Here is an 18,577-nt window from a genome sequence, read left to right on the forward strand (position 1 = left end):
TTGGTAAAAAAGAAGTGCATCCATAGCGTGATGTTGGTAGTAATTCGCACATAATTGACAGTTTGCGGGCTTGATTTCTTATTTTTTTGAAATTGGTCATGCTTTTTCGGGGATGCCATGGAACAACCAACCGATAAAGACAAAATCCGTTTGCTTATGACGCTGCAATTCTGTACTATCTCGCGCCTGATTCTCGGTCTTTTCTTTTCCGTTCCTTGCTTCCGCTGGACGACCGAGCCAATTGTGGAAGCTGATTAATCCGTAAGGAGCAACTCAATGCGTCATTACGAAATCGTATTCATGGTGCACCCTGATCAGAGCGAGCAAGTTGCTGGCATGATCGAGCGTTACACTGCGTCTATTAAAGATGCAGGCGGTCAGATCCACCGTCTAGAAGACTGGGGCCGTCGCCAACTGGCTTACCCAATCAACAAACTGCACAAAGCACACTACGTTATGATGAACGTAGAAGCCGAGCAGGCTGTGATTGACGAGCTAGAAAGCATGTTCCGCTTCAACGACGCAGTGATCCGTAACATGATCATGCGTACTAAAGACGCTATCACTGAGCCATCTGTCATGATGAAGGCTAAAGAAGAGCGTACTGCTAAGCGTGAAGATCGCCCTGAGCGTGAAGAGCGTGCGGAAGCGAAGCCAGAAGCAAAAGCGGAAGCTGAAGCTGAAGGCGAAAACGCAGCTGAGTAATTGCTGTGATGACCAATCGGTTGGAGCTTGCTGGTGTTATCAGTAAAGGTCCGGTCCGTCGCCAAAGCCCTGCAGGCGTTCAGCACTGTCACTTTGTGTTAGAGCATCGTTCCACGCAGGTTGAAGCTGACTTCCCTCGACAAGTTTTTTGTCGTTTATCTGTGGTTGTGAGTGGGCAAGGGTCAACACAACAAACGCAAAATTTAGCTTTAGGTAGCCATATCAAGGTAAGCGGTTTTATCGCTTACCAGACCAGCCGACAAGGCGAGGGAAAATTGGTATTGCATGCCGACACTATTATAGACATTTAGATCAGGAGATAAGCCCATGGCACGTTTCTTCCGTCGTCGTAAATTCTGCCGTTTCACTGCAGAAGGCGTCACAGAGATCGATTACAAAGATGTAGCGACTCTAAAAAATTACATTACCGAATCAGGTAAAATCGTACCTAGCCGTATCACTGGTACTCGTGCTAAGTATCAGCGTCAACTGGCTCGTGCTATCAAGCGCGCTCGTTACCTGGCCCTGCTGCCGTACACTGACAAGCATCAGTAATCGGAACTGTCCAAGTTAGAGAGGATTGAAGAATGCAAGTTATTCTACTTGATAAAATCGGTAACCTGGGTGGCCTAGGTGATCAGGTAACTGTTAAATCTGGTTATGCACGTAACTTCCTTATCCCTCAGGGTAAAGCTGTTATGGCAACCAAAGCCAACATTGAACATTTTGAAGCACGTCGTGCTGAGCTAGAAGCAAAAGTTGCTGAGCAACTGGCTGCTGCTCAAGCGCGTGCTGAGAAAGTTGAAGCACTAGAAGCGGTTGAAATCGCTTCGAAAGCGGGTGATGAAGGTAAACTGTTTGGTTCTATCGGTACCCGTGATATCGCTGACGCTGTGACTGCAGCGGGCGTTGAAATCGCTAAAAACGAAGTTCGTCTACCAGAAGGCGCACTGCGTCACACTGGCGAGTACGAAATCAGCGTGCAACTGCACTATGATGTTTTCGCGACCGTCAACGTGAACGTTGTTGCTATGTAATTAGCAACAAGGTTTCGATAAAAAGCCAGCCTTCGGGTTGGCTTTTTGTTTTTTCAGCGGTTTATAACCATTGATAACGAATACCGACCGTGAACATACTGTCGCGATTTTTTAGTCCCGGAGGGACATCTGTCATGTAAGTCTGTTTGCTGGTTATTTTTATCGATAACTTTTCAGTAATGGTCGATGCCAAAGTGAGTGATCCTTCGACACTGGTATTACTGCTCCCTGAAATGATAATACTTCTTCCTTCTAAACTGACATTATCGAGCATATGCCACTCTCCTCTTGCCTGTCCACGTATCACTGATTCACTGACTGAGTAAGGCATGATCAAATCGTCATCATCAATTTCATCGACGTTCGGTTGTTGGTAACGAAAACCTGGACCTATCTCGGTGCTTAATGTGACCTTAGCGTTTTGAAGCCAGTGATAGCCTAAACCCGTTGCTAGCATAAAATCGTCATAATAAGGGCCGTAACGGTCGGCGATATAAGTAGCATTGAGTAGCGCATAGCTTCTGTCACCAAGTAACATATTAGCTTGCGACTCTAGCTCTGTTTTACGTTTGTCCTCTTCACCATCTTTTTCAACTTGCAACAGGCTAATGCTGGCTTGATAACTGTATTGCTCAACTTGATATTGACCTGTGAGCGCATTATTGATGGTTTGAGAATCTGAGTTACCACCGAGGCGCTGATAACCGAGCGAAATATCGGCTGACCAAGGTGATTCTAATGTTTTATTATCGTCACTTGCATAGGCAGGGACCCCGCATACCATCCAAATTGATAACCACACGGGCTGACAAAAAGACTTCACTACTTTCATCTCACGCAATCTAAGGCGCCGCTATGCTAAGCGCTGTTTGCATTGTGATAGTCAAATTTGGGTTAGAATTCGAGGAGGTCATTCAGCGTTTGGAAAAAAATGTCTCATGGGGCAGCGTCCCACGAGGACAGCGGGTATAATGACCTCCATTAGCAATAGGTGAGTTTTTATGGCAGACAATCGTAAACCCGCAAAAGATCAGCAAGTCGCTAACCTCAAAGTGCCACCACACTCGATAGAGGCCGAGCAGTCGGTTTTAGGTGGTTTAATGTTGGATAATGAACGTTGGGATGCGGTTGCGGAAAAAGTCGTCGGCCATGATTTTTATAGCCGACCCCATCGGTTGATTTATGAATCGACCAAATCGCTACTGGATGAGGGGAAGCCGCTTGATCTCATCACCTTGTCTGAGCATCTCGAAAAGGCGGGAACGCTCGACGATGTGGGCGGCTTTGCTTACTTGGCGGAGCTGGCGAAAAACACCCCGAGCGCCGCTAACATTGTGGCGTATGCCGACATTGTGCGTGAGCGCGCCATGGTGCGCAACCTGATTGGGGTAGCCAATGAAATTGCCGATGCGGGCTATGATACCCAAGGGCGAAGCTCAGAAGATTTGCTCGATATGGCGGAGAGTAAAGTCTTCGCGATTGCTGAGTCTCGGACTAGTGAAACCGAAGGTCCACAGCACATTGACTCGGTACTGAGTCGCACCCTAGAGCGCATTGAAGAGCTGTTCAAGTCACCGCAAGACGGGGTTACCGGCGTATCGACGGGTTTTACCGATCTTAATAAGAAAACGGCAGGCTTACAGCCTTCTGATCTCGTTATCGTCGCGGCACGACCATCGATGGGTAAAACGACCTTTGCGATGAACTTGTGTGAAAACGCAGCCATGGATCAAGAAAAGCCTGTATTGATTTTCTCGCTCGAGATGCCGGCTGAGCAGCTGATGATGCGTATGTTGGCCTCGTTATCACGGGTTGACCAAACCAAGATCCGAACCGGCCAATTAGATGATGAAGATTGGGCGCGTATCTCGTCCTCGATGGGGATCTTGATGCAGAAAAAGAACATGTACATCGATGATAGTTCCGGCCTAACACCGACTGATGTGCGCTCGCGAGCCCGCCGTGTGGCGCGCGAACATGGTGGCGTGAGCATGATCATGGTCGACTATTTGCAACTGATGCGCGTGCCAGGGTTACAAGAAAACCGGACCTTGGAAATTGCTGAAATTTCGCGTTCACTGAAAGCGCTCGCGAAAGAGCTGAATGTGCCTGTAGTGGCGCTATCGCAGCTTAACCGTTCGTTGGAGCAACGTGCTGATAAGCGCCCCGTTAACTCGGACCTGCGTGAGTCGGGTGCGATTGAGCAAGATGCTGACTTGATCATGTTTATTTATCGTGACGAAGTCTACAACCCAGAAAGTGCCATGAAAGGGATTGCAGAAATCCTGATTGGTAAACAGCGTAACGGTCCAATTGGTAGTGTGCGCTTGACCTTCCAAGGCCAGTACTCACGCTTTGATAATTATGCAGGACCCGCGTTTGATGATGAGTGATCTGTCTACCATGACCAATGCGGCTCGCGCCTTCATTGATCCCGAGGCCATGGTGCACAACATCCAAGTGATGCGTCGCAAAGCCCCCGGTAGCAAAGTGATGACAGTGGTCAAATCGGACGGTTACGGTCATGGGCTAACCTCCGTTGCGACGACGTTGGCGCCTTATAGCGATGCCTTTGGGGTGGCGCGGATAGAAGAAGCACTGACGCTGCGTCAAGCGGGCATTACCTTACCCATTGTGCTACTCGAAGGTTTCTACGAAGCGGATGAGCTGCCGTTATTGGTTGAGCACCAATTGACCGCCACGGTGCACTGTGATGAGCAAGTGGCAATGCTGACACAAGCGACCCTATCTTCGCCTTTGTCGGTATGGCTAAAAGTGGACTCAGGCATGCATCGGCTCGGCTTTGAACCGGATCAGGTGCCTGGTGCGCTTTTTGCCCTGCATGCTTGCGACAATGTAGCGCCTGAGATTGGTTACTTGAGTCATTTTGGCTGCGCGGACGAAATGGATAATCCGATCACCCAAGCGCAAATTGACACCTTCTCGCGCGTTACGGAAGGGCTGCCCGGTGAACGCTCATTGGCTGCATCTTCCGGCACGTTATTTTGGCCGCAAAGTCATTTTGATTGGGTGCGCCCAGGTATTTGCCTGTATGGCATTTCCTCTCGTATTGAATTAACAGGCGACGCACTTGGTTTGAAGCCGGCAATGCGCCTGACATCGCGGGTCATGGCTGTGCGTCGTCTCAAAGCTGGCGAGCCGGTAGGTTATGGCGCGCGTTGGCGCAGTTCGCGCGATACCTTGATTGGTGTGATTGCGATCGGCTATGGCGACGGCTATCCGCGTTCTGCACCTGACGGCACGCCCGTATGGCTCAATGGTCGAGAAGTTCCGCTGGCTGGGCGCGTCTCAATGGATATGATCACCGTTGATCTGGGTCCAGATGCGACCGATAAGGTGGGTGATGAAGCGGTGTTGTGGGGACCCGAGCTCCCGGTTGAGCGCATCGCGCGCTTGGTTGATACGATTGGTTATGAACTTGTCTGCCAGGTGACAGGCCGCGTCCCACGTCAATATCTAACCAATCCCTCCCCGAGGGGGGTGAGCGAAACGCAGTGATACGCTAAACGCCTCGGGACTGCTTTGTCTCGGTTGATTAGCCCGCGGTAGGCGCGCCTTGAAGTGTGACGACTAGCGTACGTGAACCGCCCTGATCACGGTGTTCGCCTAGATAAATCCCTTGCCACGTACCGAGGTTGAGATGTCCTTGAGTGATAGGGACAGTGACACTGGCCCCCAGTAAAGACGCCTTAATATGTGCCGGCATATCATCATCCCCCTCATAGGTATGACGGTAATAGGGCGCACACTCGGGCACTGAGTGATTAAAATGGGACTCCATATCTTGACGCACGGTGGGGTCCGCATTTTCATTGAGGGTTAAACTGGCTGAGGTATGTTTGATAAATACCTGCATCACCCCCATCTCAATATCATGCAACACAGGCAGTGCGTCGATGATCTCGTCGGTCACAAGGTGAAAGCCTCGAGAGCGCGGGCGTAAGCGAATTTCAGTTTGGTACCACATAAGCAATCCTTGTTGTGATCTCTATCGTAATCAGTTAGCCCAAAGGCGATCCAACTATTCTATGATTAATCGCAACCTACTCACAGCGATTGCATGTGAGAATCGAGCCATGATTATGTAATATTACACCAATAACCGCTGCGTACAGCATGGTGGTGCTGACGTTATACAGGACTCCAGCCTGCTGTGATACCCACAGCAGCACTCACAACGCGATTTGGATGACATGATGCTAAAGACAACGAACCCCACACAAACCGTGGCGTGGCAATCACTGACCGCCCACTTTGAAGAAGCACAGGACTATACACTGGCGGATCTGTTTGCGGATAATCCAGACCGATTTGCCCATTTCTCAACGCAATTTGAAGACAGCATTCTGTTGGATTATTCCAAAAACCTGATCAGCGAAGAAACCCTGACCAAGTTATTGGCATTGGCAGACGAAACGGGCGTCTCAGACGCGATTACGTCGATGTTTAATGGTGAGAAAATCAACCGTACAGAAGACCGAGCCGTGCTTCATACTGCGTTGCGTAACCGTAGCAACCAGCCTGTTATGGTGGATGGCGAAGATGTCATGCCGCACGTCAACGCAGTACTCGCGCAAATGCAATCATTCTCTGAGCGTGTGATCAGCGGTGAGTGGAAAGGCTATACCGGTAAAGCAATTACCGATGTGGTGAACATTGGTATCGGTGGCTCAGATCTTGGCCCTTACATGGTCACTGAAGCGCTGGCAGCCTACAAAAACCACCTCAATTTACACTTTGTTTCTAACGTTGATGGCACCCACATGGCCGAAACGTTAAAAGCCCTGAATCCTGAAACGACGTTGTTCTTGGTGGCTTCAAAAACCTTTACCACCCAAGAAACCATGACCAATGCGCACACTGCGCGTGACTGGTTTATGAAGGCCGCTGGAGATGAAAGCCAGGTGGCGAAGCATTTTGCGGCGCTTTCAACCAATGCCGATGCTGTTGCGAACTTTGGGATTGATACGGCCAACATGTTCGAGTTCTGGGACTGGGTTGGTGGCCGTTATTCACTGTGGTCAGCCATTGGTCTATCGATTTGCTTAGGCGTCGGCTTTGACAATTTTGTCGCCTTACTCGATGGCGCACATCAAATGGATAACCACTTTAAAACCGCACCCATGGCGCAAAACATGCCGGTGTTGTTGGCGTTAATCGGTATCTGGTACAACAACTTCCACGGTGCTGAATCAGAAGCGATTTTACCGTATGATCAATACATGCATCGCTTTGCCGCGTATTTTCAACAAGGCAACATGGAATCAAACGGTAAATACGTCGACCGTCACGGTAATCCGGTCGATTATCAAACGGGCCCAATCATCTGGGGTGAACCTGGTACAAACGGCCAACATGCTTTCTATCAGCTTATCCACCAAGGCACTAAGTTAATCCCGTGTGACTTTATTGCCCCCGTGCATAGTCACAACGCGATTGGCGATCACCACGCTAAACTGATGGCGAACTTTTTTGCTCAGACCGAAGCATTAGCCTTTGGTAAGAGCCGTGAGCAAGTCGAAGCCGAGCTAGTGAAAGCGGGCAAATCGGCCGAAGACGTGGCCGCGATCGCACCCTTTAAAGTGTTTGAAGGTAACCGTCCAACCAACTCTATTTTGGTTGAGAAAATCACGCCTTATACACTCGGGGCTTTGATTGCGATGTATGAGCATAAAATCTTCACTCAGGGTGTAATTTGGAACATTTTCAGCTTTGATCAGTGGGGTGTTGAGCTGGGTAAACAACTGGCAAGCAACATTTTGCCTGAGCTGAGTGATGATCAGCAGGTTGAGAGCCATGATAGCTCGACCAATGGACTGATCAATGCATTCAAGCAGTGGCGCCAAGCGTAAGCTGACCGACTACGATTAATTGAGAAAGCTAAACGCCGCGATGCTTATCGCGGCGTTTTTATCTTAATATAGGTGGGTTGACTAAGCTGCGCATCGTTGTTTAATGATCGAAGCAGATCTCGATAAACGCTGTGCCATGTGGGGACTTAAACGGCATGATAATCACTGGGCCATCACTTTTGTGGTTGATGGTATGGCCTTTGCCTGAGACAACCACTGGGGTCGCCATTTCAAACTCAAAGCCTTTTTCGGATAGGATCCGCTTAGCGCCGCCTGTCACCATATTAGTAATCTCACCGACCATGTCGGTCACTTCTTCATCAATGGATTCTGAACGCTCGCCCAGCATGCGTTGCATGATTTCCAGTGCCATATCTTCATCAAATGTGACTGAAAATGATCCTTTGGTTTGTGGACCAACCATGCCTATCAACCCAGAGACGTCACCTTTTGCGATCTCTGACTTTTTTAAATGAGGCTTCTCTGGCTGGATGTCCAGCTGTGCCATGGTTTGTAGCACATTAATCAGTGAAGTAAGAAATGGGTTGACGAATTGTGCTTCCATAAAGAGTGTCCGTCCTAATCAAATCAGTGTTAGTGAGCCAAGCATTGTGCACAAGTGCCATGGGTTTCAATCACATGATGTTGCACATCAAACCCCATTTTACGCGCTTTCTCACGCAATGCCTCTGATAGCTCTTCAGTGTGACACTCTTCTACGGTGCCGCATTGATCACAAATCAGCAGTTGAGAGCAGTGCCCCTGATGCCCTAAGTGGCAGCAGGCAATATAGCTATTGGTCGACTCTACCTTGTGCACAAACCCCTGTGCTAATAGAAAGTCTAGCGCACGATACACCGTTGGGGGTTTCGCTTGTGGCTCGGTTTCACGCAATATATCGAGCAGCTCGTACGCGGTAATCGCCCGTGAGTTATTGGCGATAATTTCATAAACGCGGGTTCGTTGCGGCGTTAATCTCACACCACGTTGCTCACACAGCTGCTGTGCGCGGTGCAGTAAACCAGTGATCTGGGTCATAGCGCCTCAAAGTACTAACAGTCAGACAGTTATCTTATCATAGCTGTATACCAACGCACCCTGCGTATCTTTATCCTATGCGCTTTGCCACAAGTGTAAATAGATAGTCTATGACCACTTGATCGCGATCAGCTACCTTTGGGTAATGATAGAAGTAAAAACAATAAATAATCAGTCGATTTTTGAATCGGCTAACTGTTTTGCGCTGTCATGTCAGTATGATGGCAGTGTGCCACAGGCATAAAAAACATACCTTTACATCCATAACAGGAGTATGTACCGATGAAAAAACTGTTAGCCCTCGCCGCTTTGGCGTTCGCGTCTGTCTCTACGCAAGCGGCTGCCAATGAGTGTGAGTTAACTGTCACCACCGGCGATAAAATGGCCTACGACCAGTCATCGTTGTCCGTACCAGCAAGCTGTAGTGAAGTGACGCTCACGCTGGAGCATCAAGGCTCAATGCCTGTGACCTCGATGGGCCACAACTGGGTGCTGTCGGAAACGTCTAACTTGCAAGATATCGCCATGAAAGGCGCGGGTGCGGGTGCCGATAACGATTACCTACCACAAGGTGATGATCGTATCTTGGCACATACCAAGTTGGTTGGCGGCGGCGAAAGCACCACCATCACCTTCTCAACCGATGGGTTGCAAGGCAAAGACTTAACTTATTTCTGCTCTTTCCCCGGCCATTGGACGGTAATGAAAGGCAAATTCACTATCGAATAAGTCTTGTTGCGAGAGAGCGCATCGTTCGGCTCTCTCGCTTGTTTCATTCTCGGCTTAATAACAGAGTAAGTCGAATTATCCCTGCGATCATAACGGTCTCCATACTGTTATATTACCGATTTCTTTCTCTAAGCCTGCTGGTGAACCGGTTCTGCTTAAATCTTGCCGATGCAATGTGTATAATCCGCGTCCGCCTGTCGAAAACGACCGTCGTTCAACGTAATTTGCAGAGATTCGAGACCATGACTACCCCCAGCAAAACCGCCGCCAGCCCTGATATGACGCCAAAAACGGTGATGCAGCGTTTCTCTGTTGCACCCATGCTCGATTGGACGGACCGACACTGCCGTTACTTTCATCGTTTATTATCTGGGCAAACCTTGCTGTTTACCGAGATGGTTACCACGGGGGCGATCATTCATGGTAAAGCGGATTACCTTGCCTATAACGAGCAGGAGCATCCGGTGGCGTTGCAGCTGGGGGGCTCGGATCCGGCCGATTTGGCCACATGTGCAAAGCTGGCGGCCGCGCGTGGTTATGATGAAATTAACCTTAACGTCGGTTGCCCGTCGGATCGGGTGCAAAACGGTCGCTTTGGGGCGTGTTTAATGGCGGAGCCTGAGCTGGTGGCGCAGTGTGTGGCTGCCATGCGAGAAGTCACCGATGTGCCTATTACGGTGAAAACCCGCATTGGTATTGATGAGCAAGACAGCTATGAATTTTTAACCGACTTTGTTGAGACAGTCAGCGAAAAAGGTGGCTGTGATATGTTCACGATTCATGCGCGCAAAGCGTGGTTAAACGGTTTGAGCCCAAAAGAGAACCGCGATATCCCGCCACTGGATTACCCACGCGTGTATCAGCTCAAAAAAGACTTTCCGCACCTGACGCTTGCTATCAATGGCGGGGTGAAAAGTCTTGAGGAAGCGGAGCAGCATCTTGAGCATCTTGATGGGGTGATGGTTGGTCGCCAAGCTTATCAGAGTCCTTTTATGTTGGCCGAGGCCGATCAGCGTTTATTTGGTATGACAACGCCTCGCATTACACGTCGTCAAGCGGTTGAAGCCATGTTCCCATATATCGAAAAACAGCTCTCTCAAGGGGCGCAACTGAACCATATCAGTCGCCATATGTTAGGTCTGTTCCAAAATATGCCTGGCGCGCGGCAGTGGCGTCGCTATATCAGCGAGAATGCGCACAAGCCGGGAGCAAGTATTGAAGTACTGACCACGGCGATGAGCCACATTCCTGACGATTGGCTTGATGCGTAATTGAGTGAAAATGACTAAATTTAGGTTTACATTTAACCACCACGTTGACATCGACCGGAAAGCCAATCCTAATGTACTGAAATAATGAGAATATATAGAGTGACAAATTGGCTTAAAACCTGCAGAGTCTGTCTCGCTATCAAGACAAGGAGATCGTAATGATCGAACTACTTTTTCTGATTGGCTTTGCGGTGGTGTTATTCATGACCGGAGTCAGCATTATGGGCATGGTATTGGCGATGCTCGCGGGTTTTGCTGTGATGATGTTGGCCGGGATGATCGGTACGCTGCTCAAGCTACTGCCATGGCTTTTAGTCATTGCTTTGGTAGTTTGGTTAGTCAAACGTCAACGTCGCAGCCGTAAACGTGAGCCTGAAGTGATCATCAATGAAAAGCGCTGGGCACGATTCCGTCGCCGCTAGAGCGTGAAAACTTGCGCGTGTGCACAGCAAACGGACAGCATAAGTTGTTTTTGGCTTCTTCTCGGCACAAAGCTTGCTATCATTATCAGTTACCGGCGACAAGGCATGGCTTTGCCGCCTCCGCGTGACGACACTTTTTTATCGACAATGTGGAGACTTTCATGAAAACCACTTCAATGACGCTTGCCGCCGCAGCGTTTACCGCGCTACTGGCCATGCCCTCTCAAGCAGCAACCCTTGCCGGGGGAAAAGTCGGCGCCGATGCCTGGTTTATGGATGCTGATGTCAACAATGTAGAAGCCGATGATGCCAGCACAGCGGGTTCTTATTATGCGGCACTCGAGCACCCGCTTCCGTTAATCCCGAATGCCAAGATCCGTCAAACCTCGGTGAGTGTTGATGGGGCGCGTACGGGGAAAGTTGATTTTGACCAAATCGACTTCGTGGCGTATTACGAGTTTCTCGATAACGATCTTGTATCTGTGGATGCCGGTGTTAATTTACAGCGTTTTCAATCTGGTAAGTTCCAAGGGCAGAGCTTCGACGAATGGCAGCCAAACCTGTATGTCGATGCGCGCGTTGGCTTGATAGGCACGCCGTTAAATGTGTTTGCCACCGTAAGCAAAGGCGAATTTGATGGCACCAGCACCTTAGATGCCGAGGCGGGCCTTATTTACCAACTGGGCTTGGTCGCCGCAGATTTGAATGTGCGTGGCGGCTATCGGATGATTGACCACGATTTCGATTATTTTGATAATAACAAAGGCGAGCTTGATCTGACCGGTTTCTTTGTCGGTGCAGAATTAGACTTTTAATCTTGCTTTTTATCAGCCTTATGCCCTAAACCGCGCGTCTGCGCGGTTTTTTAATGCCTTCCTGTTTTTTCCCAACTCTGTTGCATATGTCTCACTGCGACTTTCGCCTAATATCCAGCAATAAAAAACTCTGCCACGATTTTTGAGTCATAACGGCAAGGAGAGGGCAGTACGTGCTCCGCCATCGACTCAAACACGGAATAAGGAAAGAGTATGATTTACGCAAAGCCAGGAACAGAAGGGTCAGTGGTAAGTTTTAAATCACGCTATCAAAATTTTATTGGAGGTGAATGGGTTCCACCCGTGAAAGGGCAGTATTTTGCTAATACCTCGCCCTGTACCGGTGAAATCCTAGCAGAGATACCGCGCTCGAGCGCCGAAGACGTGGATCTGGCATTGGATGCTGCCCATGGCGCGAAAGATGCGTGGGGAAAAACCTCCGTCACTGACCGTGCGAATGTTTTGTTAAAAATTGCCGACCGGATTGAAGCTAATCTTGAGATGCTCGCGGTGGCAGAAACATGGGAAAACGGAAAAGCCGTACGTGAGACCTTGGCGGCTGATATTCCGCTTTGTGCTGATCACTTCCGTTACTTTGCCGGTTGTATTCGCGCCCAAGAAGGCACTGCGGCGGAGCTGGATGCAGGGACCGTTGCTTATCATATTCATGAACCACTGGGTGTGGTGGGGCAAATTATTCCGTGGAACTTCCCTTTGCTGATGGCGTCATGGAAACTCGCACCAGCACTGGCGGCGGGAAACTGTGTGGTGCTCAAGCCGGCGGAGCAAACGCCGACGACCATCTTGCTGCTGATGGAGTTGATTGGTGATCTGCTACCGGCCGGGGTCGTTAACGTAGTCAATGGTTATGGCGCTGAAGCCGGGCAAGCTCTCGCCACGTCACCAAGGATTGCCAAGTTAGCGTTTACTGGCTCCACTCCGGTGGGACACCATATTCTGCGCTGTGCGGCAGAAAACCTGATCCCTTCAACCGTTGAGCTTGGTGGTAAATCGCCCAATATCTATTTTGAAGATGTGATGCAGCAAGAGGAGGCCTATATCAATAAAGCGGTCGAAGGCTTGTTGTTAGGCTTTTTCAACCAAGGCGAGGTCTGCACCTGTCCATCACGCGCATTGATTCAAGAGAGCATTTACGATGCGTTTATTGAAAAAGTGATTGAGCGCGCCGGGATGATCAAACAAGGAAATCCGCTCGATACCGAGACCCAGGTGGGCGCCCAAGCGTCTGACGAGCAGTTCGATAAGATCATGAATTATTTGAAAGTTGGACAGGAAGAGGGAGCCAAAGTATTAATCGGGGGCAGCCATAAAGACCTGGGTGGCGGCTATTACGTGCAGCCGACATTACTGCAAGGGCACAATGACATGCGTGTGTTCCAAGAAGAGATTTTTGGTCCTGTGATAGGGGTGACCACCTTTAAAGATGAAGCCGAAGCCTTGGCGATTGCCAACCACACCGAGTATGGCTTAGGGGCGGGGTTGTGGACGCGAGATATGAACCGCGCCTATCGGGTCGGTCGCGCGATTGAGGCGGGACGTGTGTGGACCAACTGCTATCACCTCTATCCGGCGCATGCGGCGTTTGGTGGCTATAAAAAATCGGGAATTGGCCGTGAAAATCATAAAATGATGTTGGGTCATTACCAACAAACAAAAAATTTATTGGTGAGCTATGACATTAATCCTTTAGGCTTTTTCTAAGCTAGCATATCTCGATATCCGGTGCGGCGACTATGCCGCACCACGCTAACTCTGTTTTACGTTAAGGCCATGCATGGCACCCTCGTCTATCTGATACTAAGCTCAATTCAAGATGTGGATTTTATCGATAGGCAAATGACGATGACAGCCGAACAACTCCGTGCGTTATACCGCCAACAGCTTTTGATTGAAGCGCTTGTTGAGCCGTCGTTAGATAATGAAGGATGGGTGGTTGAATGCCGCCATGCTGCGGGAGGCTTGATGGCATTGACGAATGCCGACGGCGTTGAGCAGTGTTTTCTCGATATCGATCAAGCGACCTTGAATGCATTAGAGATTGGTTTTCAGCAAGTGCGCATTATCGACTAATCCCGCGACCCCGCTTAAGCACTCCTTTCTACACATGGGATCTTACAAAAAGTTATAAAACATTCACATCTATTCTTTATTGTTATTAACTGGTGAGGTTACGCTAGCATTTACGCAATGTTAGCAAGGAATGTCGTCACCATGTTACTCAAGGATCTCTCCGGGTTAACCAGCCCGCTTAATGATCAGCAAATCGGCCAGTTGCAACAAGCGGTGGCGGAGTTGTCACCGCAGCAGCTGGCCTGGATCAGTGGTTATTTTTGGGGGTTAAGCCAAACACCTGCCGGTGAAGCGGTGGCACCCAAGACCATGCCACAAACCAGTGCCGCGCCCAACCACACCCTGACTATTCTGTATGCCTCGCAAACGGGTAATGCCAAAGGCGTGGCGGAGGCGTTGCATCAAGAGGCCGAGGCAGCAGGGATCCCAGCCAAGTTGGTTGCGACCGATAACTATAAAGGCAAGCAGCTGGGCAAAGAAACCCACTTGGTGATAGTGGCTTCCACCAATGGTGAAGGCGAGCCGCCTGATAATGCCATTGAGCTGCATGAATTTTTACAATCTAAAAAAGCGCCTAAGCTTGACCATCTTCACTACGCCGTTTTGAGCTTAGGAGACTCGAGTTACGAGTACTTTTGCCAAACAGGTAAAGATTTTGACGCCTTTTTACAAAAACTCGGCGCTAAGCCCATGGTCGCCCGTCTTGATTGCGATGTGGATTATGAAGCCACAGCCAGTGCCTGGCGCGAGCAAACCTTAGCCGAGGTCAAGCAACAATTTCAGGCCAGCGGGGACGCGCAAGTGGTGCCACTCCATCAAGCCACCTCGCACGCTAAATATACTAAGCAGTCTCCTTACACAGCCGAACTACTCACCTGTCAGCGTATTACTGGACGTGGGTCAGATAAAGCGGTTTACCACATTGAATTCGATCTGGATGAGTCCGGCATTCAATACCAACCGGGCGATGCCTTGGGGGTGTGGTATCAAAACGATTCTGTATTAGCCGATGCCATTTTAGCCCAAGTAGGACTGAGTGGTGACGAGTCGGTAGCGGTGGATGGCAGTGCCGTTTCGTTGCGCGAGGCGCTGATCACTGACTATGAAATCACCGCTTCTAACCCGCAGCAGATCACTGCGCTGGCGGCGTTGTCGGAAAGCGACACACTCACCGCCTTGACGGAAGACAAAGCTGCACTGCGTGAGTTTGCCAATCGCACTCAGCTCATTGATGCATTGACGCTGGCCGATGTCACTCTCAATGTCGAGCAATTTCAATCGATATTGCGCCGGCTTACCCCGCGTTTGTACTCAATTGCTTCCAGCCAGGCAGAAGTAGAAGACGAAGTGCACCTCACCGTCGGGCTGATGGAGTATCAGCATGAGAGTGGAGCGTCACGCCAAGGCGGCGCATCGAGCTTTCTCGCCCACCGCGCGGCGAAAGCGGAGACAGTAAAAGTGTTTGTTGAGCATAACGATAACTTTAAGCTTCCTGATAACGATGCCACCCCGATCATTATGATTGGCCCAGGCACCGGTATTGCGCCCTTCCGCGCCTTCTTGCAAGAGCGAGAGCAACGGGAAGCACAAGGTGACAACTGGTTGTTCTTTGGTGATCGCACCTTTACTGATGATTTTCTCTATCAGGTTGAATGGCAGCAATACCTTAAATCTGGCCTACTCACGCGGATGGATGTGGCCTTTAGCCGTGATCAGGCAGAGAAAGTGTATGTCCAGCATCGGTTACGCGAACGCGCTGAAGCGGTATGGCAATGGCTATCAAACGGTGCCTACCTCTATGTGTGTGGCGATGCTAACCAAATGGCGAAAGATGTCCATGAAGCGTTAATCGAGATTGCCCAAACACAGGGTCAGCAAAGCCGTGAGCAAGCCGAAGCCTTTATTAACGAATTGCGCAAAGATAAGCGCTATCAAAGGGATGTGTACTAATGAGTGAGCAGAAATTTGCGGGCGATACACTGGGCCCACTGGCCGATAATGAACGGCTAAAAAAAGACAGTGATTATTTGCGTGGCACCATTGATCACGACTTGCAGGATCCTATTACGGGTGGTTTTACCGATGATAATTTCCAGCTGATCCGTTTTCACGGCATGTATCAGCAAGATGATCGCGATATTCGCGCGGAGCGGCAAAAACAAAAATTGGAGCCACTGCATAACGTGATGTTACGCGCGCGGATGCCGGGCGGGATCATTACCCCTGAGCAATGGTTAGCGATTGACAAGTTTGCCCGCGAAAGCTCGCTCTATGGCAGCATTCGCCTGACCACGCGACAAACTTTTCAGTTTCATGGTGTCCTAAAGCCTAACATCAAGCTCATGCATCAGACCTTGCATGAATATGGTATTGACTCGATTGCTACTGCTGGGGATGTGAACCGTAATGTGCTGTGTACCTCCAACCCAGTGGAGTCCGAGCTCCATCAGCAAGCCTATGATTGGGCAAAACGCATCAGCGAGCACTTGCTGCCTAAAACTCGCGCTTACGCAGAGATTTGGCTCGATGGTGAAAAAGTCGAAGGCAGCCAAGATAAAGAGCCGATTTTGGGTGAGCGTTACTTGCCGCGTAAGTTCAAAACCACGGTGGTGATCCCGCCACAAAACGACGTGGATGTGCACGCCAACGACCTTAACTTTGTCGCCATCGCCGAACAAGGACAGCTGATCGGCTTTAACGTCTTAGTCGGGGGTGGGCTGGCGATGACCCATGGTGACACCAACACCTACCCGCGCCGCGCAGATGATTTTGGTTTTATTCCGCTTGAACATACGTTGAAGATTGCTGAGGCCGTGGTTACCACCCAACGTGATTGGGGAAACCGTTCGAACCGTAAAAATGCGAAAACCAAATATACCCTTGATCGTGTTGGCGCGGATGTATTCAAAGCGGAAGTGGAAAAGCGTGCTGGTGTAACATTTGCGCCAAGCCGGCCTTATAGCTTTACTGGTCGCGGTGATCGCTTGGGCTGGACCAAAGGGATTGACGGTAAATACCACCTCGCCCTATTTATCGAAAATGGCCGCTTGCGTGATACACCAGAAAAGCCGCTCAAAACCGGCATGGCAGAGATCGCCAAGGTACACCAAGGCGATTTTCGTATGACCGCCAACCAAAACCTGATCATTGCCGGGATCCCGGAAGCGCAAAAAGACCAGATTGAGGCGTTAGCGCGTCGTTATCGGTTAATTGATGATGCGCACAGTGTACAGCGCACGAATTCGATGGCGTGTGTTTCCTTCCCAACCTGTCCACTTGCCATGGCAGAAGCGGAGCGCTTTCTTCCCGATTTTGTCACCGAAGTGGAAGCGATTCAGAAAAAACACCAAGTAGAAAACGATCCGATTGTTTTACGAGTGACCGGCTGTCCCAATGGTTGCGGCCGCGCGATGCTGGCAGAAGTGGGTTTGGTCGGCAAAGCGCCAGGGCGCTATAACCTGCATTTAGGCGGAAATTGGGAAGGTACCCGAATCCCCAAAATGTACAAAGAGAACATCACCGATCGTCAGATCCTTGAAGAATTGGATCAATTAATTGGTCGCTGGGCAACGGAGCGTGAAGCGGGTGAGCACTTTGGTGATTTCTTGATCCGCCGCGAGGTGATTGCCCCCGTGCATGTATCTAAGAGGGATTTTTATGCTTGAAACCGTTCAACCTAATGCGACGTTAGCCTTGGCTGACATTGCCGCAATGAATAAAAGCCAGCAAGCCTTGGCATTGGCGGAGGTCAATGCCACATTGGAGTCACTTTCGGCCCCTGAGCGTGTGGCCTGGGCACTGGAGCACCTCGAAGGGCAATGTGTTCTGTCGTCCAGCTTTGGTGTACAGGCGGCGCTTATGCTTCATTTAGTGAGTCAGGTGAAATCGGACATTCCGGTGATCTTAACCGACACGGGCTACTTATTTGCCGAGACTTACCGGTTTATCGATACCTTAACTGCACGGCTTAACTTGGATTTGCGCGTCTATCGTGCTGAGCTTTCCCCCGCGTGGCAAGAAGCGCGTTACGGCCAACTCTGGGAGCAAGGCGTGGAGGGGATCAGCCAATATAATCAAATCAACAAAGTTGAGCCGATGAAGCGTGCGCTGCGAGAGCTAAAAGCCGGGACCTGGTTTTCTGGGCTCCGCCGAGGTCAATCTGACTCGCGTGCTAATTTGCCGATACTCAGTGTCCAGCATGGGGTGTTTAAGTTCTTGCCTGTGATTGATTGGTCGAACCAACAGGTCGATGACTACCTGCGCGAGCATGACTTGCCTTATCATCCATTGCGCGAAAAAGGCTATGTGTCGGTGGGGGATGTTCATACCACCCAGCGGTTAGAACCGGGCATGCGTGAAGAGCAAACACGGTTTTTTGGTCTCAAACGCGAGTGCGGCTTGCATGAGGACGACTTAAATGATGGTTCGGGGATATAGCCCCGTCGGGAATAGCCTCGTCGAGAATAGCCCCGCCGAGAAAGAATGTAACTAACTCTCGGCCCTTAAATAGTGTCACCTTGTGGTGGCATTTTTTTGTTCAATTTCACTGAGTTTGTCTACTCTTTAACTGAGTAACTCATCAGCCGTGGCGTGTTT

At 49.9% G+C, this 18,577-nt stretch carries 21 protein-coding genes; 17 read left to right on the plus strand and 4 right to left on the minus strand.

Features of this window, described 5'->3' with window-relative positions; all coding sequences use genetic code 11:
- The first annotated feature begins 117 nt into the window (after nucleotides 1–117).
- The 5 genes from BZG81_RS15560 to rplI are packed head-to-tail and all read left to right on the plus strand — an operon-like array spanning nucleotide 118 to nucleotide 1,742.
- The gene (locus BZG81_RS15560; RefSeq protein WP_158011513.1) at nucleotides 118–258 is read left to right on the plus strand and encodes a hypothetical protein; all 141 of its coding nucleotides are present in this window, start codon (nucleotides 118–120) and stop codon (nucleotides 256–258) included.
- Between the two features lie 18 nt (nucleotides 259–276).
- Nucleotides 277–705: a 30S ribosomal protein S6 gene (rpsF, locus tag BZG81_RS02255; RefSeq protein ID WP_077460007.1), complete on the plus strand. Its 429-nt coding sequence runs from the start codon at nucleotides 277–279 to the stop codon at nucleotides 703–705.
- Nucleotides 706–713: 8 nt separating this feature from the next.
- Nucleotides 714–1,016: a primosomal replication protein N gene (gene priB, locus BZG81_RS02260; RefSeq protein ID WP_077676637.1), complete on the plus strand. Its 303-nt coding sequence runs from the start codon at nucleotides 714–716 to the stop codon at nucleotides 1,014–1,016.
- 16 nt (nucleotides 1,017–1,032) lie between these two features.
- Entirely contained in the window at nucleotides 1,033–1,260 is a 228-nt protein-coding gene (gene rpsR / locus BZG81_RS02265) for a 30S ribosomal protein S18 (RefSeq protein ID WP_021023493.1), read from the plus strand.
- Nucleotides 1,261–1,292: 32 nt separating this feature from the next.
- Entirely contained in the window at nucleotides 1,293–1,742 is a 450-nt protein-coding gene (rplI, locus tag BZG81_RS02270; RefSeq protein ID WP_021023494.1) for a 50S ribosomal protein L9, read from the plus strand.
- Nucleotides 1,743–1,803: 61 nt separating this feature from the next.
- On the opposite strand, the gene BZG81_RS02275 is transcribed toward rplI, so the two are convergent.
- Nucleotides 1,804–2,574 carry a DUF481 domain-containing protein gene (locus BZG81_RS02275; RefSeq protein WP_077676638.1) on the minus strand — a complete coding sequence of 257 codons (771 nt, stop codon included), beginning with the start codon at nucleotides 2,572–2,574 and terminating at the stop codon, nucleotides 1,804–1,806.
- A gap of 169 nt (nucleotides 2,575–2,743) precedes the next feature.
- Here BZG81_RS02275 and BZG81_RS02280 point away from each other — a divergent pair, with 169 nt between their 5' ends.
- Nucleotides 2,744–4,135 carry a replicative DNA helicase gene (locus BZG81_RS02280; RefSeq protein ID WP_021023496.1) on the plus strand — a complete coding sequence of 464 codons (1,392 nt, stop codon included), beginning with the start codon at nucleotides 2,744–2,746 and terminating at the stop codon, nucleotides 4,133–4,135.
- A complete protein-coding gene (gene alr / locus BZG81_RS02285) occupies nucleotides 4,107–5,261 on the plus strand; it encodes an alanine racemase (protein ID WP_077676639.1) in 1,155 nt (384 codons plus the stop codon). Before BZG81_RS02280 ends, alr begins: the two co-directional genes overlap by 29 nt.
- Nucleotides 5,262–5,298: 37 nt before the next feature.
- On the opposite strand, the gene BZG81_RS02290 is transcribed toward alr, so the two are convergent.
- Nucleotides 5,299–5,730, minus strand: coding sequence for a secondary thiamine-phosphate synthase enzyme YjbQ (locus BZG81_RS02290; protein ID WP_021023498.1), 432 nt, complete (start codon nucleotides 5,728–5,730; stop codon nucleotides 5,299–5,301).
- Between the two features lie 229 nt (nucleotides 5,731–5,959).
- On the opposite strand from BZG81_RS02290, the gene pgi reads away from it, so the two are divergent.
- A complete protein-coding gene (pgi, locus tag BZG81_RS02295; protein ID WP_021023499.1) occupies nucleotides 5,960–7,615 on the plus strand; it encodes a glucose-6-phosphate isomerase in 1,656 nt (551 codons plus the stop codon).
- Nucleotides 7,616–7,715: 100 nt separating this feature from the next.
- Here pgi and BZG81_RS02300 read toward each other — a convergent pair whose 3' ends face one another.
- Nucleotides 7,716–8,180, minus strand: a complete 465-nt coding sequence (locus BZG81_RS02300) for a chemotaxis protein CheX (protein ID WP_021023500.1) — start codon at nucleotides 8,178–8,180, stop codon at nucleotides 7,716–7,718.
- Between the two features lie 29 nt (nucleotides 8,181–8,209).
- Entirely contained in the window at nucleotides 8,210–8,653 is a 444-nt protein-coding gene (zur, locus tag BZG81_RS02305) for a zinc uptake transcriptional repressor Zur (protein WP_021023501.1), read from the minus strand.
- 282 nt (nucleotides 8,654–8,935) lie between these two features.
- Between zur and azu the strand changes: the two genes are divergently transcribed.
- The 9 genes from azu (at nucleotide 8,936) to BZG81_RS02350 (ending at nucleotide 18,418) form a co-directional block, all read left to right on the plus strand.
- On the plus strand, nucleotides 8,936–9,382 hold the full coding sequence (azu, locus tag BZG81_RS02310; RefSeq protein WP_021023502.1) for an azurin: 447 nt from the start codon (nucleotides 8,936–8,938) through the stop codon (nucleotides 9,380–9,382).
- 242 nt (nucleotides 9,383–9,624) lie between these two features.
- The gene (gene dusA / locus BZG81_RS02315) at nucleotides 9,625–10,653 is read left to right on the plus strand and encodes a tRNA dihydrouridine(20/20a) synthase DusA (RefSeq protein ID WP_077676640.1); all 1,029 of its coding nucleotides are present in this window, start codon (nucleotides 9,625–9,627) and stop codon (nucleotides 10,651–10,653) included.
- A gap of 158 nt (nucleotides 10,654–10,811) precedes the next feature.
- Nucleotides 10,812–11,075 carry an envelope stress response protein PspG gene (gene pspG / locus BZG81_RS02320; protein WP_077460001.1) on the plus strand — a complete coding sequence of 88 codons (264 nt, stop codon included), beginning with the start codon at nucleotides 10,812–10,814 and terminating at the stop codon, nucleotides 11,073–11,075.
- Between the two features lie 161 nt (nucleotides 11,076–11,236).
- Nucleotides 11,237–11,890, plus strand: coding sequence for a TIGR04219 family outer membrane beta-barrel protein (locus BZG81_RS02325; RefSeq protein WP_077676641.1), 654 nt, complete (start codon nucleotides 11,237–11,239; stop codon nucleotides 11,888–11,890).
- 213 nt (nucleotides 11,891–12,103) lie between these two features.
- Nucleotides 12,104–13,612, plus strand: coding sequence for an acetaldehyde dehydrogenase ExaC (exaC, locus tag BZG81_RS02330; protein WP_077676642.1), 1,509 nt, complete (start codon nucleotides 12,104–12,106; stop codon nucleotides 13,610–13,612).
- Nucleotides 13,613–13,753: 141 nt separating this feature from the next.
- Complete coding sequence (locus tag BZG81_RS02335; RefSeq protein WP_021023512.1) at nucleotides 13,754–13,981, plus strand: hypothetical protein; 228 nt, start codon at nucleotides 13,754–13,756, stop codon at nucleotides 13,979–13,981.
- 141 nt (nucleotides 13,982–14,122) lie between these two features.
- The gene (locus tag BZG81_RS02340; RefSeq protein WP_077676643.1) at nucleotides 14,123–15,931 is read left to right on the plus strand and encodes an assimilatory sulfite reductase (NADPH) flavoprotein subunit; all 1,809 of its coding nucleotides are present in this window, start codon (nucleotides 14,123–14,125) and stop codon (nucleotides 15,929–15,931) included.
- Nucleotides 15,931–17,646 (plus strand): assimilatory sulfite reductase (NADPH) hemoprotein subunit, encoded by a 1,716-nt coding sequence (gene cysI, locus BZG81_RS02345; protein ID WP_077676644.1) that lies wholly within the window; start codon nucleotides 15,931–15,933, stop codon nucleotides 17,644–17,646. The genes BZG81_RS02340 and cysI overlap by 1 nt, the downstream gene beginning before the upstream one ends.
- On the plus strand, nucleotides 17,639–18,418 hold the full coding sequence (locus BZG81_RS02350) for a phosphoadenylyl-sulfate reductase (RefSeq protein ID WP_077676645.1): 780 nt from the start codon (nucleotides 17,639–17,641) through the stop codon (nucleotides 18,416–18,418). Before cysI ends, BZG81_RS02350 begins: the two co-directional genes overlap by 8 nt.
- The last annotated feature ends 159 nt before the right edge of the window (nucleotides 18,419–18,577 follow it).

The organism is Salinivibrio sp. MA607 (assembly GCF_001996245.1).
In the GTDB taxonomy this organism is placed as follows: domain Bacteria; phylum Pseudomonadota; class Gammaproteobacteria; order Enterobacterales; family Vibrionaceae; genus Salinivibrio; species Salinivibrio costicola.

Bases quoted from the DNA above. Each gene is read 5' to 3' on its own strand.
- BZG81_RS15560 (WP_158011513.1), top strand. From the start codon at position 118: ATGGAACAACCAACCGATAAAGACAAAATCCGTTTGCTTATGACGCTG.
- rpsF (WP_077460007.1), top strand. From the start codon at position 277: ATGCGTCATTACGAAATCGTATTCATGGTGCACCCTGATCAGAGCGAG.
- priB (WP_077676637.1), top strand. From the start codon at position 714: ATGACCAATCGGTTGGAGCTTGCTGGTGTTATCAGTAAAGGTCCGGTC.
- rpsR (WP_021023493.1), top strand. From the start codon at position 1,033: ATGGCACGTTTCTTCCGTCGTCGTAAATTCTGCCGTTTCACTGCAGAA.
- rplI (WP_021023494.1), top strand. From the start codon at position 1,293: ATGCAAGTTATTCTACTTGATAAAATCGGTAACCTGGGTGGCCTAGGT.
- BZG81_RS02275 (WP_077676638.1), bottom strand. From the start codon at position 2,574: ATGAAAGTAGTGAAGTCTTTTTGTCAGCCCGTGTGGTTATCAATTTGG.
- BZG81_RS02280 (WP_021023496.1), top strand. From the start codon at position 2,744: ATGGCAGACAATCGTAAACCCGCAAAAGATCAGCAAGTCGCTAACCTC.
- alr (WP_077676639.1), top strand. From the start codon at position 4,107: ATGCAGGACCCGCGTTTGATGATGAGTGATCTGTCTACCATGACCAAT.
- BZG81_RS02290 (WP_021023498.1), bottom strand. From the start codon at position 5,730: ATGTGGTACCAAACTGAAATTCGCTTACGCCCGCGCTCTCGAGGCTTT.
- pgi (WP_021023499.1), top strand. From the start codon at position 5,960: ATGCTAAAGACAACGAACCCCACACAAACCGTGGCGTGGCAATCACTG.
- BZG81_RS02300 (WP_021023500.1), bottom strand. From the start codon at position 8,180: ATGGAAGCACAATTCGTCAACCCATTTCTTACTTCACTGATTAATGTG.
- zur (WP_021023501.1), bottom strand. From the start codon at position 8,653: ATGACCCAGATCACTGGTTTACTGCACCGCGCACAGCAGCTGTGTGAG.
- azu (WP_021023502.1), top strand. From the start codon at position 8,936: ATGAAAAAACTGTTAGCCCTCGCCGCTTTGGCGTTCGCGTCTGTCTCT.
- dusA (WP_077676640.1), top strand. From the start codon at position 9,625: ATGACTACCCCCAGCAAAACCGCCGCCAGCCCTGATATGACGCCAAAA.
- pspG (WP_077460001.1), top strand. From the start codon at position 10,812: ATGATCGAACTACTTTTTCTGATTGGCTTTGCGGTGGTGTTATTCATG.
- BZG81_RS02325 (WP_077676641.1), top strand. From the start codon at position 11,237: ATGAAAACCACTTCAATGACGCTTGCCGCCGCAGCGTTTACCGCGCTA.
- exaC (WP_077676642.1), top strand. From the start codon at position 12,104: ATGATTTACGCAAAGCCAGGAACAGAAGGGTCAGTGGTAAGTTTTAAA.
- BZG81_RS02335 (WP_021023512.1), top strand. From the start codon at position 13,754: ATGACAGCCGAACAACTCCGTGCGTTATACCGCCAACAGCTTTTGATT.
- BZG81_RS02340 (WP_077676643.1), top strand. From the start codon at position 14,123: ATGTTACTCAAGGATCTCTCCGGGTTAACCAGCCCGCTTAATGATCAG.
- cysI (WP_077676644.1), top strand. From the start codon at position 15,931: ATGAGTGAGCAGAAATTTGCGGGCGATACACTGGGCCCACTGGCCGAT.
- BZG81_RS02350 (WP_077676645.1), top strand. From the start codon at position 17,639: ATGCTTGAAACCGTTCAACCTAATGCGACGTTAGCCTTGGCTGACATT.